The 14,558-nt window shown below is 73.5% G+C and carries 14 protein-coding genes; 7 read left to right on the top strand and 7 right to left on the bottom strand.

Annotation, left to right across the window (positions count from 1 at the left end):
• The first annotated feature begins 28 nt into the window (after positions 1–28).
• The 5 genes from VMV22_10680 to VMV22_10660 all read left to right on the top strand — a co-directional run bounded on the left by VMV22_10680 (position 29) and on the right by VMV22_10660 (position 5,807).
• Positions 29–955, top strand: a complete 927-nt coding sequence (locus tag VMV22_10680) for an SDR family oxidoreductase (protein ID HUY22787.1) — start codon at positions 29–31, stop codon at positions 953–955.
• 92 nt (positions 956–1,047) lie between these two features.
• The gene (locus VMV22_10675; GenBank protein ID HUY22786.1) at positions 1,048–1,881 is read left to right on the top strand and encodes a coniferyl-alcohol dehydrogenase; all 834 of its coding nucleotides are present in this window, start codon (positions 1,048–1,050) and stop codon (positions 1,879–1,881) included.
• 13 nt (positions 1,882–1,894) lie between these two features.
• On the top strand, positions 1,895–3,994 hold the full coding sequence (locus VMV22_10670) for an acetate--CoA ligase family protein (GenBank protein HUY22785.1): 2,100 nt from the start codon (positions 1,895–1,897) through the stop codon (positions 3,992–3,994).
• A 3-nt stretch (positions 3,995–3,997) separates the two neighbouring features.
• Complete coding sequence (locus VMV22_10665) at positions 3,998–5,125, top strand: acyl-CoA dehydrogenase family protein (GenBank protein HUY22784.1); 1,128 nt, start codon at positions 3,998–4,000, stop codon at positions 5,123–5,125.
• Positions 5,126–5,393: 268 nt separating this feature from the next.
• Positions 5,394–5,807 carry a hypothetical protein gene (locus tag VMV22_10660; protein HUY22783.1) on the top strand — a complete coding sequence of 138 codons (414 nt, stop codon included), beginning with the start codon at positions 5,394–5,396 and terminating at the stop codon, positions 5,805–5,807.
• Positions 5,808–5,841: 34 nt separating this feature from the next.
• On the opposite strand, the gene VMV22_10655 is transcribed toward VMV22_10660, so the two are convergent.
• The gene (locus tag VMV22_10655) at positions 5,842–6,597 is read right to left on the bottom strand and encodes a hypothetical protein (protein ID HUY22782.1); all 756 of its coding nucleotides are present in this window, start codon (positions 6,595–6,597) and stop codon (positions 5,842–5,844) included.
• Between the two features lie 67 nt (positions 6,598–6,664).
• Here VMV22_10655 and VMV22_10650 point away from each other — a divergent pair, with 67 nt between their 5' ends.
• Positions 6,665–7,456, top strand: a complete 792-nt coding sequence (locus VMV22_10650) for an SDR family oxidoreductase (GenBank protein ID HUY22781.1) — start codon at positions 6,665–6,667, stop codon at positions 7,454–7,456.
• Positions 7,457–7,546: 90 nt separating this feature from the next.
• On the opposite strand, the gene VMV22_10645 is transcribed toward VMV22_10650, so the two are convergent.
• The 5 genes from VMV22_10645 to VMV22_10625 all read right to left on the bottom strand — a co-directional run bounded on the left by VMV22_10645 (position 7,547) and on the right by VMV22_10625 (position 13,385).
• Positions 7,547–9,079, bottom strand: coding sequence for an AMP-binding protein (locus VMV22_10645; GenBank protein HUY22780.1), 1,533 nt, complete (start codon positions 9,077–9,079; stop codon positions 7,547–7,549).
• Positions 9,076–10,398 (bottom strand): hypothetical protein, encoded by a 1,323-nt coding sequence (locus tag VMV22_10640; GenBank protein HUY22779.1) that lies wholly within the window; start codon positions 10,396–10,398, stop codon positions 9,076–9,078. Before VMV22_10640 ends, VMV22_10645 begins: the two co-directional genes overlap by 4 nt.
• 46 nt (positions 10,399–10,444) lie before the next feature.
• Complete coding sequence (locus VMV22_10635) at positions 10,445–11,647, bottom strand: acyl-CoA dehydrogenase family protein (GenBank protein ID HUY22778.1); 1,203 nt, start codon at positions 11,645–11,647, stop codon at positions 10,445–10,447.
• 65 nt (positions 11,648–11,712) lie between these two features.
• Entirely contained in the window at positions 11,713–12,927 is a 1,215-nt protein-coding gene (locus VMV22_10630) for a thiolase family protein (GenBank protein ID HUY22777.1), read from the bottom strand.
• Positions 12,924–13,385, bottom strand: coding sequence for an OB-fold domain-containing protein (locus tag VMV22_10625; protein HUY22776.1), 462 nt, complete (start codon positions 13,383–13,385; stop codon positions 12,924–12,926). Before VMV22_10625 ends, VMV22_10630 begins: the two co-directional genes overlap by 4 nt.
• A 93-nt stretch (positions 13,386–13,478) precedes the next feature.
• Between VMV22_10625 and VMV22_10620 the strand changes: the two genes are divergently transcribed.
• A complete protein-coding gene (locus VMV22_10620) occupies positions 13,479–14,243 on the top strand; it encodes an SDR family oxidoreductase (GenBank protein HUY22775.1) in 765 nt (254 codons plus the stop codon).
• Here the strand turns inward: VMV22_10620 and VMV22_10615 are convergent.
• Positions 14,226–14,558 (bottom strand): hypothetical protein (locus VMV22_10615; protein HUY22774.1); only part of this gene is annotated, 333 nt, incomplete at its 5' end. The genes VMV22_10620 and VMV22_10615 overlap by 18 nt on opposite strands.

The raw sequence follows: 14,558 nt of genomic DNA, 5'->3' as shown, positions 1-14,558 counted from the left end.
CAAGCACCGGGAAGGGGAGGAGCACGAGATGGGACTGCTCGACGGCAAGGTGGCCATCGTCACCGGCGCAGGCCATGGCATCGGCCGGGGTGAGGCGCTCGAGCTCGCCCGCCAGGGAGCCAAGGTCGTGGTGAACGACGTCGGCGGCTCGGTGCACGGCGAGGGGGTCGACAAGCGGCCCGCCGAGGAGGTCGTCGAGATCATCAGGGGGCGGGGCGGCGAGGCCGCCGCCAACTACGACGACGTGGCCGACTGGGACGGCGCGGCCGCCCTGGTGCGCCAGGCCGTCGACGAGTTCGGCCGGCTCGACGTGCTCGTCAACAACGCCGGCATCGTGCGCGACGCCATGATCTTCTCCATGACCGAGGACGCCTTCGACGCCGTGGTGCGCGTGCACCTCAAGGGGACCTTCGCCACGACCCACCACGCGTCGGTCTACTGGCGCGAGGAGTCCAAGGCCGGCCGCCAGCCCCGCGCCGCCATCGTCAACACGGTCTCGTCGGCCGGGCTCCAGGGCAACGTGGGCCAGGCCAACTACGGGGCGGCCAAGGCGGGCATCGCCGCGCTCACCGTCATTTCGAGCCTCGAGCTGTCGCGCTACGGCGTGCGGGCGAACGCGGTGGCGCCGGGCGGCATGACGCGCATCACCGCCACCCTGCGCAAGGACGCCGAGGTGCGCGAGCCCGACCAGCTCGACGAGGGCGAGTACGACCCCATGAACCCGGCCAACTCGGCCCCCATGGTGGCGTGGCTGGCGTCGGACGACGCCCTGCACGTGACGGGCCAGGTGTTCCGGGCCGTCGGGCACCGCATCACCCACTACGTCCCCTGGTCCCTCGGCCCCACGATCGAGCCCAAGGGCAAGCCGGCGCGCTGGGAGCCCGAGGCCATCGGCCCCGCCGTGAACGCCCACGTGTTCGGGTCGCGCGCGCCGGGCCTGCAGATGGGCGGTTGAGCGCGCCACACTGATCACGCCCGGGCCGACGGCCCCGGGCGCCACGACGAAGTGACCGGGCGGGTGCCGGGCCGGTCCGAGGGAGGACGACGATGGCGAGCGTGTGGAGCTACGAGGGCAAGCGGGTGCTCGTGAGCGGCGGCGGGGGTGCGGGCATGGGTGCCGCGGCCGTGCGCGACCTGCTCGAGCTCGGCGCCGAGGTGCACGTCTTCGACGTGTTGGAGTCGTCGGCCGACGTGGCGAGCTTCCGGTCCGTGGACCTGCGCGACCCCGCTGCCATCGATGCCGCCGTGGCCGACCTGGGTGGGCCCCTGCACGCGCTGTTCAACTGCGCGGGGCTGCCCGGGCCGCCCTTCAGCGGCCTCGACGTGATGCTGGTCAACTTCGTGGCCGCCCGCCACCTGACGGGGCTCGCCGCCGGGCTCATGTCCCCGGGCGCGGCGGTGGTCACCATCTCGTCCGCCGGGGCGTTCGGGTGGGAGAACACCATCGACCAGGTGATGCCCCTCGTCAGCACCCCGGGCTACGCCGAGGCGAAGCAGTGGTGCGAGGACAACCCCGGCGCCGTGGGCGAGGGCTACCTCCTGTCGAAGCAGGCCATCATCGTATGGACGCTGCACGCCGCGCTCGACCTCGCCCCCCGGGGCATCCGCGTGAACTGCACCAGCCCCGGCCCCACGCAGACCCCGATGATGCCGGCGTTCGAGACGTACATGGGCAAGGACTTCATGGACCGGTTCCCCAAGCCCCTGGGCGGCCGCAACTCCACGCCCGAGGAGCAGGGCCACCTGGTGGTGTTCCTGAACGGCGACGCCGCCGGGTACATCACCGGCACCAACGTCTACGCCGACGGGGGGTTCTCGGCCGGGATGCTCACGAGCCGCCTCGACTTCTCGGTGCTGGCGGGCGAGACCCCGGCCGGCTGAGGGCGAGGACGCCGTGGCCCAGCAGCGCCGCGATCTCGAGGAGTTCTTCCACCCCAAGGCGGTGGCGCTCGTCGGGTCCGTGAACCGCAACGCCAAGCCCGAGCGCCTGCGCGCCTCGTACCGCGAGCGCTGGGGCGACAACTGGCACCTGGTGAACGCCAAGGGCGGGAGCATCGGCGACATCCCCGTCTACGAGCACGTCACCGACATCCCCGCCGAGATCACGCTGGCCGTGGTCAACGTGGGCACGCGCCTGGTGGCGAAGACCGTGGAGGAGTGCGGCAAGCACGGCGTGCCCTACGTGCTCGTCTTCACCGCCGGGTTCAGCGAGGTGGGCGAGGCGGGCGCCGCGCTCGAGCGCGAGGTGGGCGAGATGGCGCGCCGCTACGGCATCCGTGTCTTCGGTCCCAACACCAACACCAACGCCTTCGAGAAGCTGCCCGAGCCCCCCCGCCGCCGCGGCGGGCGCATCGGGCTCGTGACCCAGAGTGGGCACCAGGGCCGGCCCCTCGTGCAGGGGACGGAGTTCGGGGTGGCGTTCTCGCGCTGGGTCCCGACGGGCAACGAGCTCGACCTCGAAGCGGCCGACTTCATCGAGTATTTCGCCTACGACGACGACACGGCCGTGATCGCCGGCTACTTCGAGGGGTTCAAGGACCCCGCCAAGCTGCGCCGCGCCCTGGAGGCCGCCAACGCCCAGGGCAAGCCCGTGGTGGCGCTCAAGATGGGGAGCACGGACGCGGGCACGCGCATGGCGAGCTCGCACACCGGCCACCTGGCGGGATCCGACGCCGTGGTGGAGGGGCTCTTCGCCCAGTACGGGGTGGTGCGCGTGCGTGATCTCGACGAGCTGCTCGAGACGGCCGCCCTGTTCGCCAAGCTCCCGGCGGGGACCGGAGGGCGGTGCTGCTTGTACTCCATCTCGGGTGGGTCGGGGACGCTCATGGCGGAGGTGGCGGAGTCGAGCGGCGTCCCCGTCCCGCAGCTGGCGGAGCGGACGCGCTCCTCGCTGCGCGAGATGATCCCCGACTACCTCACCGTCGCCAACCCCGTCGACAACGGCGCCCAGTTCCTGGTGTCCGCCCCGGTCGAGGACAGAAAGCGCGTCTTCGACCTCGTGGCCGCCGACCCCTCGGTCGACGTCATCGTGGTGGGGCTCACCGGGGCGCTGGGGCGGCTCACGGACCGCTTCGCCGAGGACATCGTGGCCTTCATCGACGAGCTGTCCAAGCCCGTCGTCGTCACGTGGAACTCCTTCAAGACCGACGAGCAGGGCTTCACCACGCTGGTCGACGCGGGCGTGCCGCTGTTCCGGTCCTTCCGCAACTGCTTCACCGCCCTGCGCGACTTCGCCGCCTACCAGGAGGCGTCGGGGTCGTTCCGGCCCCGCAACGCCGGGGCGAGCCGACTCCCCAGGGAGGCGGCGGCCGCCCTCGCCGACGTGGGCGGCGACGGCTCCGGTCCCCTGGGGGCCGACGCCTCGCGCCGGCTGCTCGAGGCCTTCGGGGTGCCACTGGCCGGTGAGGGCCTGGCCCGCTCGGCGGCGGAGGCGGCGCGCGTGGCCGGCGACATCGGCTTCCCGGTGGTGATGAAGATCGCCTCGCCCGACTTCCCGCACAAGTCCGACGCCGGCCTCGTGCGCCTGTCGGTGGGGTCGGCGAGCGAGGCCAGGGCGGTCTACGCCGAGCTGGTGGCCCGGGCGCTCGAGGCGAACCGCAGGGCGCGTATCGAGGGCGTGCAGATCCAGGAGCAGGTGACCGGCGGCACCGAGATGATCGTCGGGGTCACCCGCGACCCGGTGTTCGGGCCCGCCGTGCTGGTGGGCACGGGCGGGGTGTTCGCCGAGATCCTGGCGGACGTGGCCGTGCGCCCGCTGCCCATCGACCGGCGCGACGCCGAGGAGATGGTGCGCTCCCTGCGCGGCTACCCGCTGCTGGCGGGGGCGCGCGGGCGTGCCCGCGGGGACGTGAAAGCCCTCGTCGACGTGGTGCTGGGCGTGGCCCGCCTGGCCGCGGCGTGCGGTGACCGGCTGGCGGAGCTCGACCTCAACCCGGTGGTCGTGCGCCCCGAGGGCGCCGTGGCCGTCGACTCGCTCGTGGTGGCGGCGGGATAGCCCGTGGAGCTCGAGCTCTCCGACGACCAGCACGCGCTCCAGGACTCGGTGCGCGCCGTGCTGGTGCGCGAGTGCCCGATCTCGCTGGTCCGGTGCGTGGTCGAGGAGCACAAGGGCGCCGACGAGCTGTGGAGCCGCATCACCGAGCTCGACTGGCCGGCGCTGGCCGTTCCCGAGGAGGACGGCGGGCTCGGGCTCGGGTTCGTGGAGCTCGCCGTGGTGGCCGAGGAGCTGGGCCGGGTCATCGCCCCCGCGCCCTTCCTCGCCACGGCGGCCCAGTTCGTCCCGGCGGTGCTGGCCGCGGGCGACGCCGGGCAGCGCAGCCGCTTCCTCGGGGCGGTGGCGCGTGACGGCATCGTGGGCAGCCTGGCGGTGGCCGAGGGGCCCGGCCGCTTCGACGCCGCCGGCATCGCCACGGTGGCGACGGCGGACGGCGACGGATTCGTCCTCGACGGGGAGAAGCGCTTCGTCTTCGACGGGGACCGGGCCGACGAGGTCGTGGTGGCCGCCCGCCTGGCGGGCAGCACGGGTGAGGACGGCATCGGGTTGTTCGTCGTCCCCGGGGAGTCGCTCGACAGCACGCCGATGGCGAGCCTCGACGCCAGCCGCAGCTACGCCACGGTCGTCCTCGACGCCGTGCGCGTGGGCCCCGACCGCGTGCTCGGTACGCCGGGCGCGTCCGGGCCGGTGCTGCGCACCGTCGTGCGGCAGGCGACCGCCGCCCTGGCGGCCGAGATGGTGGGGACGTGCCAGGCGATCTTCGACATCGTCCACGCCTACGTCAAAGAGCGCGAGCAGTTCGGCGTGAAGGTGGGCTCGTTCCAGGCCATCAAGCACAAGCTGGCCAACATGTTCGTCGCCCTGGAGTCGGCGCGGGCGACGGCGTACTTCGCGGCCGCCGCCATCGCCGAGGGTGACGAGCGCCGCGACGTCGCCGTGGCCATGGCCAAGGCGAGCGTGGGCGATTGCCAGAAGCTCGTCGCCCAGGAGGGGATCCAGTGCCTCGGCGGCATCGGCTACACGTGGGAGCACGACATGCACCTGTACGTGAAGCGGGCCAAGGCCGGTGCCGCCCTGTTCGGGACCGGGGCCGAGCACCTCGAAGAGCTCTCGCACCTTCTCGGCCTGTAACCGGGCGACGGGGGCGCCGGGGCGACGGGGAACCGGGGCGAGGGGGGCGACGGGGAACCGGGCGGGGGGAATTGTAGTTATCGAACGATCGTTCGTCGGGCCGGCCGGGGGGACAGGGCCCGGTGGGGCCGAGCCGAGAGCGGCCGCCGCTCCTGCGTTGCACCAGGTCAACGCCATACTTCGGGCTGAATTGCCATCAACCCCTGGACCGCGCCTCCCGACTCACGACAAACTAGTGACTAGTGCTGAGTCGCTGGGGATCCGCGTAGTGGACAGGGACCGGGTCGACGCCGTGGGCGAGCTGCTCTTCGGTCGCCGCCTGCGCCTGCGCGTCCTGCTGTGGGCATCGGAGCAGACCGTCGCCTTCAACCAGTCGGAGGCGGCCCGGGGCGTGGGGTACAACTCGTCGGGCGAGGTGGCCAAGGAGCTGGAGCGCCTCGTCGAGCTGGACATGCTCCGCAAGTACGGCCGTCCGACGCGCGTCGGGCCGCAGAACTACGTGCGGGCCGACCATGCCGGCTGGGACGTCGCCGATGCGGCGCGCCGGATGGTCGACGCCCACGCCCCGCGCCCCGACGTGCGGGAGGACGGCCGGGCCCCGCTGGGCGTCGCCGAGGTCGTCGACGGTGCACCACGGCCGCGCGGGGCCGGGAGGGGTGCCGGCACCGACCCGGTGTCGTGACGGCCGCCGAGGCCCGGGGATGGCCCCGGCCCGCTTACGGGATGGCCGGGACGGTGATGACCGTGGCGCCCGACGGGAGCGCGAAGTCGCTGTCGGGGGGGGACGACGAGTAGCTCGACAGCTGGAACGTGTTCGACGAGGACTGCACGTAGGCGAGGATGCCCGAGTCGGTCACGCAGTACTTGCCGCTGCCCTGGGCCCCACCGGTGGCCGAGACGCACTTGGCGTGCTGTCCGGCGTACGTGCCGTCCGAGAAGGTCAGGGTGTAGCCCTGGGCATGGGCGGCCGCCTGGGCCTCGGCCTGCTGGAAGACGGAGAGCAGAGCCTGCGGGCTGAAGAGCGTGGCCAGCGAGCTCAGGGGGTTCGTGCTCCCCGACTCCGACATGCACTGCGTCGAGCCGCCCGTCGGTGTGCACACGTAGGTGTGGGTGCCGTCGTTGATGACCGACGTGGTGCCCGACCCGAAGACCGACTTGGGCGGCTTCTGCTCGATGGTGATCGTCTCGGTGCCGCTCGAGGACTGCGACGTGTAGACGGCCTTGAACGTGGCGTGCTCGGCGGTCTGGATCGACGACGACAGGGCGTGGAGCTGCGACGAGCTCGACGAGCCCGAGGACCCGCCGGCGGACGTGGTGGTGGCTCCGGAGCCGGCGCCCGACGACGAGGTCGCGGTCGTGCTCGACGCCGCGTTGGTGGAGCTGCCGCACGCCGCCAGCAGGAGCCCGGTCAGGCCGGCGGCACCGAGCGCCACGAGGGCGCGACGTCGGGTGGTGCGAGACGCTGTGTGCACGGGGGCTCCTGTCGTCGAGGGCCGAGGCCGGGGTCGAGGTCCGGGTGGAGGCTAGCGTCGTTGTCCCATGGGAACGGGAACTCGACCAACGGCGCTCGTCACGGGCGCGTCGTCGGGGCTGGGGGAATGCTTCGCCCGGACCCTGGCCGCCACGGGGTACGACCTCGTCCTCGTGGCCCGGGGCCGGTCCAGCCTCGAGCGGTTGGGCCTCGAGCTCGAGCAGCAGCACGGCACCGCCAGCGAGGTGATGGCGGCCGACCTCGCCGACGCCGCGCAGCTCGACGGCGTGGCGGAGCGCCTGCGCACGGGCGACCCCGTCGACGTCGTCGTCAACAACGCCGGCTTCGGCCACTACGGGCGGTTCGTGGACCTCGCCGTCGACGGCGAGGCCGGCCAGGTGACGGTCAACGCGCTGGCGGTGCTCGTCCTCAGCCACGCCGCCCTCGGCGCCATGGTGCGGCGAGGGTCGGGCAGCCTCCTCAACGTGGCGTCGATCGCCGGCTTCGCCCCGACGCCGCACAGCGCCACCTACTCGGCCACCAAGTCGTTCGTCATCTTCCTGTCCGAGGCCCTGCACGACGAGGTGGCGCCCCGGGGCGTGCACGTGACGGTGCTGTGCCCGGGCTTCACGCGCACGGACTTCCAACAGCGCGCCGGGGTGCGCACCGACCGGCTCCCGAGCTTTGCCTGGAGCGACGCCCAGTCGGTCGTCGACCACGGCCTGGCCGCCCTGGAGCGCAACCAGGCGGTGTGCGTCCCCGGCGCCCTCAACAAGATCACCGCGGCGTCGCCCCGGTTCGCCCCCCGGGGCCTGGTGCGCCGGATCTCGGCGCAGGTGATGCGGCGGATGGAGTCCTGACCGGGCCGGCGGGGCGGCGTTGCGGCGGGGCGGGGCGGGGCGGCGTTGCGGCGGGGCGGCGGGGCGGGGCGGGGCGGCGGGGCGGGGCGGTCAGCGACCGGTGCCGGGGTACCCGCCCCCGCCGAAGCGCTCGTCGAGGGCGTCGTAGTCCACGGCGAAGCCCTGCCGGGGCAGGGCGTCGACGAACTCGACCCTCTTGGGCTTCTTGTACGAGGCGATGCGCTGGCGGCAGTGGTCGATGATCTCCTCGACCGACGCCTTCTCGCCGTCGCGCAGCACCACGACCGCCGTGACGTTCTGGCCCCAGGTGGGGTCGGGCACGCCGATGACGGCGGCGTCGGCCACCGCCGGGTGCGACCGCAGGCAGCCCTCCACCTCGGTGGGGTAGACGTTCTCGGCCGCCGACTTGATGAGGCGGGTCTTGGGCCCCACGAAGGTGAGCGACCCGTCGGGCTCGATGCGGCCCAGGTCGTTGGTGTGGTGCCACCCGCCCGCCTGGCGCCGGGCGTTGAGCTCGGGGCGGTTGAAGTAGCCGTTCATGACCGTGGGCCCGCGGGCCACGATCTCCCCGGTCTCCCCCGGCCCGAGCACCGTGCCGTCGGGGTCGACCACGGCGATGCGCAGGAACGGCGCGGGGCGCCCGCTCGAGCCCAGGCTCGGCTGCAGCGCGTTGAAGGTGGCGAGCCCCATGACCTCGGTCTGGCCGTAGCCGGCGGGGCGCCGGCCCCAGGGGCTGTCGTCGACCGTGATCATGGCCGTCCACTCCGGCTTGCCGGCGAACCCCCGCAGGCTCCTCAGGTCGTAGCGGCCCCCGGCGTTGAGCTCGAGGATCTGGTCCATGGTCGGCGGCATCACGAACGCCCCGGTGCAGCGCTCCCCGGCGATCAGCCGGCACAGCTCCTCGGCGTCCACCCGGGGGGTGAACACGTTGGTGCCCCCCGACAGGAAGGTGGCGAGCGTCGTCATGAACGTGGCCACGTGGAACAGCGGCCCGCAGTTCAGGTACACGTAGTCGGACCCCACGCCCTGGATCTGGGCGATGAACGATCCCTGCAGGACGAGCGCCCGGCTCGACAGCAGCGCGCCGTTGGGGCTGCCGGTGAACGCCGCGGTGTACATCATGAGCACGGCGGCGCGCTCGTCGGTGTCGCCGGCGGGGTCGTGGGCGGCGCCGCCGGCCAGGAAGGCCTCGTAGCCGCCGCCGCCCGCCCCGTCGTGCTGGAGCCACAGGGCCGCCGAGCCCGTCTCGGCGCGGGCCTGGCGCAGGGCGTCGCCGATCTCGGCCTCCTGCCAGAACACCACGGCCGGGTCGCTGTCGGTGATCACGAAGGCGAGCTCGGCCGCGCTCTGCCGCCAGTTGGCGGGGCAGAACACCGCCCCGAGCTTGGCCGCCGCCAGCAGCCCCTCGAGCAGCCGGTGGCAGTTCTGCCCGAGCCACAGCATGCGGTCCCCGGGCCCCACCCCGGCGCCCGCCAGCGCGTTGGCGAGCTTGTTGACGCGCTCGTCGAGGGCCTCGTAGGTGAGTCGGTGCCCGCCGCACACCGCGCCCAGCGACGCCGGGCGCGTCCCGACGTGCGTGCGCAGGACGTCGGCGAAGGTGAGGTCGTGCAGGGCGTCTTTCACTCGTCGACCACCCGGGCCGCCTTGTACCCCGAGCGGGGGATGGTCTCGCGCTCGAGCACCTCGATGTCGGAGTCGATGCCCAGGCGCTCCCGGATGGCCGTGGCGCAGCGGCCCGCCACCTCGGCGCCGTCGGCGGAGGCGCCGGTGCCCCGCTCGACGCGCACCCGCAGGGGGCTCGTGTCGTCGCCGGGCCGCACCATCTGCCACTCGAGGGTGGGCTCGGTGACGTCGCCGACGCCGCGCAGGGCGGTCTCCACCTCGGTGGCCTGGAAGCGCTTGCCCTGCACGGCGATGAGGTCCTTGAACCGCCCGCCCCACAGCCCGCGGATGCTCGTCTCGCCGCAGGGGCACGGCTCGCGCAGGATGGCGCACGCTTCTTCGAGGTCGTAGCGCAGCAGACCGTTGTCGCGGTCGAGCGTGGTGACGACGAGGTCGCCCCACTCCCCGTCGGGGACGTCCTCGCCGGTGGCGGGGTCGACGGCCTGGACGACGGCCCAGTCCTGGTTGATGTGCGCGCCCGGCAGCTGGCCGCAGGCGCCGCCGACGTACGCGTAGCACTCCGCGCCCGCCGTCATGAGGGGCATGCCCTTGCCCATGCCGAAGCCGGGCATCCCCTTGAACTCGAGGCCGGCGTCCTTGGGGTCGATGCCCACCTTGGCGGCCACCTCGAAGAAGCGTCCGGTGGAGAAGCCCATGAAGGGGATGTCGGGCTTGACCCGTGTCCAGAACCGCAGCCCCTGTTCCGCCAGCTCGTCGGTGTCGGGCGGGGGGACCCAGATGTTGAGCATCCCGAAGTACTCGTAGGAGCCCGACAGCATGGGCCCGCCGCCGTAGAGGTAGGCGGGGTGGGCGTGGGTGGCGATCATCCCGGGCCGGTACCCGTAGCGCCACCAGGTGCGCGCCGAGGACTCGTACTCGATCCACAGGTCGCGCCGCGTCCACAACGAGATGGTCGGCGTCCCCGTCGTCCCCGTGGAGGTCCCCACCCGCACCGCGGCGCGGGGATCGGTGAAGCGGTACTCGCCGAAGGGCGGCGTCGCCTCCTCGGAGTCGCGCAGGTCCTGCTTCATGGTCAGCGGCACGTGGCGGAGGTCCTCGACCGTCTTGACGTCCTCGGGCGCACCGATGCCTGCGGACAGGAGCTTCTCCTTGAACAGCGGGACCGGGGTGTCGAAGACCTTGCGCAGCAGCACGCCCAGGCGCTCGTCCTGCAGCGCCCGCAACCGCTCGGGGTCCATGGTCTGGACGTCGGGGTCCCAGTATCTCTGCGCCGGGTCCCGGGGCGGGGGCCCCAGGACCTCGGGTCCGTAGCTCGGCATGGTGCCTCCCCTGTTGTCGTTACCGGCGCGCCAGCCCGAGCACGCGCTACCTGCGCGGCAGCCCGAGCACGCGCTCGGCGATGATGTTGCGCTGGATCTCCGACGTCCCTCCGGCGATGGTGCCGGCGAAGCTCTGCAACCAGTGCACGAGCCATGCCTCGCTGTCGCCCCGACCCACCGACGGCGCATCGTGCCGGGACAGGTCGAGCCCGTTGGCGCCGAGGGCCTCGCCGACGTCGAGCGCCAGGCCGCGACGCAGCTCGCTCCCGAGGAGCTTGAGCACCGAGTGCTCGGGCGAGGCCATCCCCTTGGCGAACTTCGCGAACCCGCGGTACCCCAGCAGCTTGAGCGCCTGGGACTGCACGTAGGCGCGTGCCACCACCGTCCGCAGGGCGGGGTCGTCGGCCAGCCGCCGGCCGCCGGGCAGGGGGGTGGTGGCGGTGGTGACGACGCGCTCGATGATCTTCTCGGTCCCCGTCGCCTCGTTGATCCACAGCATGCCGCGCTCGTGCGCCAGCGACCCGCCCGCCACCGACCAGCCGCGGTGCAGCTCGCCCACCAGGTTGGCCGCCGGGACCTCCACGTCGGTGAAGAAGACCTCGTTGAAGTCGGTGTGCTCGCGGTCGGTGAGCTCGGCGATGGGCCGCGTCTGGATGCCCGGCGTCGACATGTCGATGATGAGGACGCTGATCCCGGCGTGCTTGGACGCCTCGGGGTCGGTGCGCACGAAGCAGAAGCAGTAGTCGGCGTGGTGCGCCCCCGACGTCCACACCTTCTGGCCGTTCACCACGAAGTGGTCGCCGTGCAGCTCGGCGCGGGTGCGCAGCCCCGCCAGGTCGCTACCGGCGTCGGGCTCGCTCATGCCCAGGCACCAGCTGATGTCGGCCTTCAGCGTGGGGAGCGCGTAGCGCTCCTTCTGCTCGTCGGTGCCCCAGTCGAGGATGGAGGGGGTGATGATGGACAGGCCCTGGGGGTTGCAGCTGCGCGGGACGCCCAGGTTGGCGAGCTCCTCGAAGTAGACCATCTGCTGCACCGGCGTGGCGTTGCGGCCGCCGTACTCCGGTGGCCAGCCGGGGACGAGCCAGCCGTTGTCGAACAGCTTGCGCTGCCAGGCCCGGGCCCACTCGGGGATGTGGGCGGAGGACGTCACCCGCTCGGTGCGCTCGGAGGAGGGAGGGAGGTTCGCTTCCATCCAGGCCCGCAGCTCCCGGCGAAACGCCTCGGTCTCCTCGTCGTAGTGCAGGCGCACGGGGGGATCGTAACTGACTGACGTCCGCGTCAGCTAACGAAGACGGGTCTCGGCCGGGCCCCGGGTCACGACGGGCCGCGGGTGAGCAGCATGCAGCCGGCGATGGGCCCGCCGCCGGCGGCCACCGCCGCCACCTCGGGCGGGCGCGCCACCTGGCGCTCGCCGCCCTCGCCGCGCAGCTGCAGGCAGGCCTCGTGCAGCATGCCGAAGCCGTGCAGGCGTCCCGCCGAGAGCTGGCCCCCGCTCGTGTTGAGCGGCAGCGAGCCGTCGAGCGCGATGCGGGCGCCCCCCTCCACGAAGGGCCCGCTCTCGCCCTTGGCGCACAGGCCGAGCTCCTCGAGCCACACCATGGTGAGGATGCTGAACCCGTCGTAGAGCTCGGCGACGTCGACGTCCGATGGGCGCAGCTCGGTGCGCGCCCACATGCTCGCCGCCGCGTCGCGCGCCGAGAAGGTGGTCATGTCGTCGAACTGGTCCCAGCTCGGCCGGCCCCGGATGGCCGTGCCGACGGCGTTGACGTGGCACGCGGGCCGTGGCGCGTCGGGCGCGTAGTCGGCGTGCGAGACCACGACCGCCGTCGACCCGTCGCAGGGGGCGTCACAGTCGTAGAGGCACAGGGGCGTGGAGATCATGCGCACGGCCAGGTAGTCGTCGAGCGACAGGGGCTCGCGGTAGATGGCCTTGGGGTTGCGCGCCGCGTTGCGCCGGCCGTTGAGCGAGATCCAGGCCAGCTGCTCCCGGGTGAGGTCGTACTCGTACATGCGGCGCTGGGCGATCCAGGCCAGCCAGTTGACGGCGGACACGGCCCCGTAGGGGATCGTCCACTGGAGGAAGCCCGAGAAGCGGGGCACGCCCCGACCGTCCCCGCCCCCACCGCCGATGCCCTGGCGGCCCCCCTCGCCCTGGGCCGTCGACTCGGTGACCGTGCGGTACACGAGCACGTGGCGGGCGAGCCCGGCCGCCACCGCCATGCAGGCGGCGAACACCGCCCGGAGCTGCCCCGGGCCCTCGAGCCCCCCGTCGTGCCAGTTGAGCGCGAGGCGCAGCGCGTCCTGCACCTCGGGGCTCGACGGGCCGGCGAAGCCTGCGGTGCCCACGCCGGCGCCGGGGAAGGTGGCCAGCCCGTCGATGTCGTCGCGGGTGAGGCCGGCATCGGCGATGGCCGCCAGGCAGGCGTCGACGGTGAGGTCCAGGTCGCTGCGCCCGAGCCGGCGCCCGACGTCGGACTGCCCGATGCCCGAGATGACCGACCGGCGCTCCAGCAGCTCGGGCCGGCTCATCGGGCCGACCGGTCCACCGGCCGCTCGGCCGGCCGGAACAACGGCAGCCACACGTCGTCGGCGTGCTCGAAGGTGACGTCGACGGCCATGCCGATGTGGACGTCCTCCGGCGCGCAGTCCACCAGGTTGGTCGTCAGCCGCACGTCGTCCTGCTCGGCGATGGTGACGAGCCCGATGACGTAGGGGTCGGAGCCCGGTATCCACTGCTGGACGTTGACCGTGAAGGAGTGCACCACCGCGCGCCCGCTCACCGGTTCGGGCACCAGTGGGCCCTCGAGGCAGTAGGGACAGCGCGGCACGGGGGGATGGACGTAGCGCCGGCAGGCGCCGCAGCGCAGGAAGCGCAGCCGGCCGTCCTCGCCCGAGGTCCAGAAGAACCGGTTGGCGTCGTCGAGGCGCGGCAGCAGGCGGACGGCGGGCCCGCGCGCCGGCCCCGCGGCGGCCCCGGGCGTGGTCACCGGGTGGTCTCGGGGCGGGTCACGGAGCGAGATGCTACGTCACCGGCGTTGAACCTGACGGCGCCGTCAGGCTCGCGGGGCTACTGTGCGCCCGTGGCAGAGGGCGCCAGTCTCGGGGGCCGGCGGGTGCTCGTCGTCGGCGCGTCGTCGGGCATCGGCCGCGCCCTCGCCGTCGCCGCCGGGAGCGCCGGGGCGCGCGTGGCCCTGGCCGCCCGGCGCGAGGCGCTCGTCGAGGAGGCCGCCGCCGAGATCCGCGCCGCCGGCGGTGAGGCGCGCGGCTGGCGCTGCGACGTCACCGTGGAGGCCGACTGCGCCCGCGTGGTCGACGAGGCCGCGCAGTGGCTCGGCGGCATGGACGTCCTGCTCTACATGGCGGGCAGCTCGCCGCTCGTCCGGGTGCCCGACGCCACCGCCGCCCTGTGGCACGACATGCTCGCCACCAACCTGGTGGGGGCGGCGCTCGTGGTCGCCAGGGCGCTCGAGCACCTGCGACGCGCCCCGGACCCGGTGGTGGTGGTGACCACCCACTCCATGGGCGCGCCCTGGCCGTGGCTCGGTGTCTACGGCGCCACCAAGGCGGCCCTGGCCGAGCTGGCGCGCGCCCTGCGGGCGGAGGAGCCCGGGGTGCGCGTGCTGTGCGTGGCGGTGGGCAACACCGCCTCGTCGTTCGCCGACGCCTGGGACCCGGCCGTGGCGGCCCGGGCGTTCGAGCAGTGGGTCGCCGACGGCCTGCTGCGTTACGAGGTGCTGCAGTCCTCGGAGATGGCGGACGCCATCGTGGCGGCGGTCCTCGACCCTGCCGGGCCCGACGACCTGCTCATCGCAGGCGCCGACGTGTCGTCACCGGCGACGGGCTGACGACGGGTCGACCGGTGCCGGTGCCGGTGCCGCGGTGGCGGTCGCGGGCGCGGCGGTGGCGGGCCCCGTCACCAGGGTGTGCAGGGCGCGCCGGTCGACCTTCTCCATGGCCGTGCGGGGGAGGTCGTCGGTGAGGACGATCGCCTCGGGGAGCTTGTAGGCGGCCAGCCGGGCGCGGGCGTGCTCGCGCAGTGACTCGAGCGTCGGCATGTCGGCGGCGCGCCGGGGGACGACGACGGCGACGCCGATCTCCCCCATGACTTCGTCGGGCCGTGCGACGACGGCGACGTGGGCGACACCCGGGTGGTCGGCGAG

The organism is Acidimicrobiales bacterium (assembly GCA_035531755.1).
Taxonomy (GTDB): Bacteria; Actinomycetota; Acidimicrobiia; order Acidimicrobiales; family UBA8190; genus DATKSK01.
Note: the sequence above shows the minus strand (reverse complement) of the source record. Positions and strands in the feature narration are given on the sequence as shown.

Bases quoted from the DNA above. Each gene is read 5' to 3' on its own strand.
- VMV22_10680 (HUY22787.1), top strand. From the start codon at position 29: ATGGGACTGCTCGACGGCAAGGTGGCCATCGTCACCGGCGCAGGCCAT.
- VMV22_10675 (HUY22786.1), top strand. From the start codon at position 1,048: ATGGCGAGCGTGTGGAGCTACGAGGGCAAGCGGGTGCTCGTGAGCGGC.
- VMV22_10650 (HUY22781.1), top strand. From the start codon at position 6,665: ATGGGAACGGGAACTCGACCAACGGCGCTCGTCACGGGCGCGTCGTCG.
- VMV22_10640 (HUY22779.1), bottom strand. From the start codon at position 10,398: ATGCCGAGCTACGGACCCGAGGTCCTGGGGCCCCCGCCCCGGGACCCG.
- VMV22_10630 (HUY22777.1), bottom strand. From the start codon at position 12,927: ATGAGCCGGCCCGAGCTGCTGGAGCGCCGGTCGGTCATCTCGGGCATC.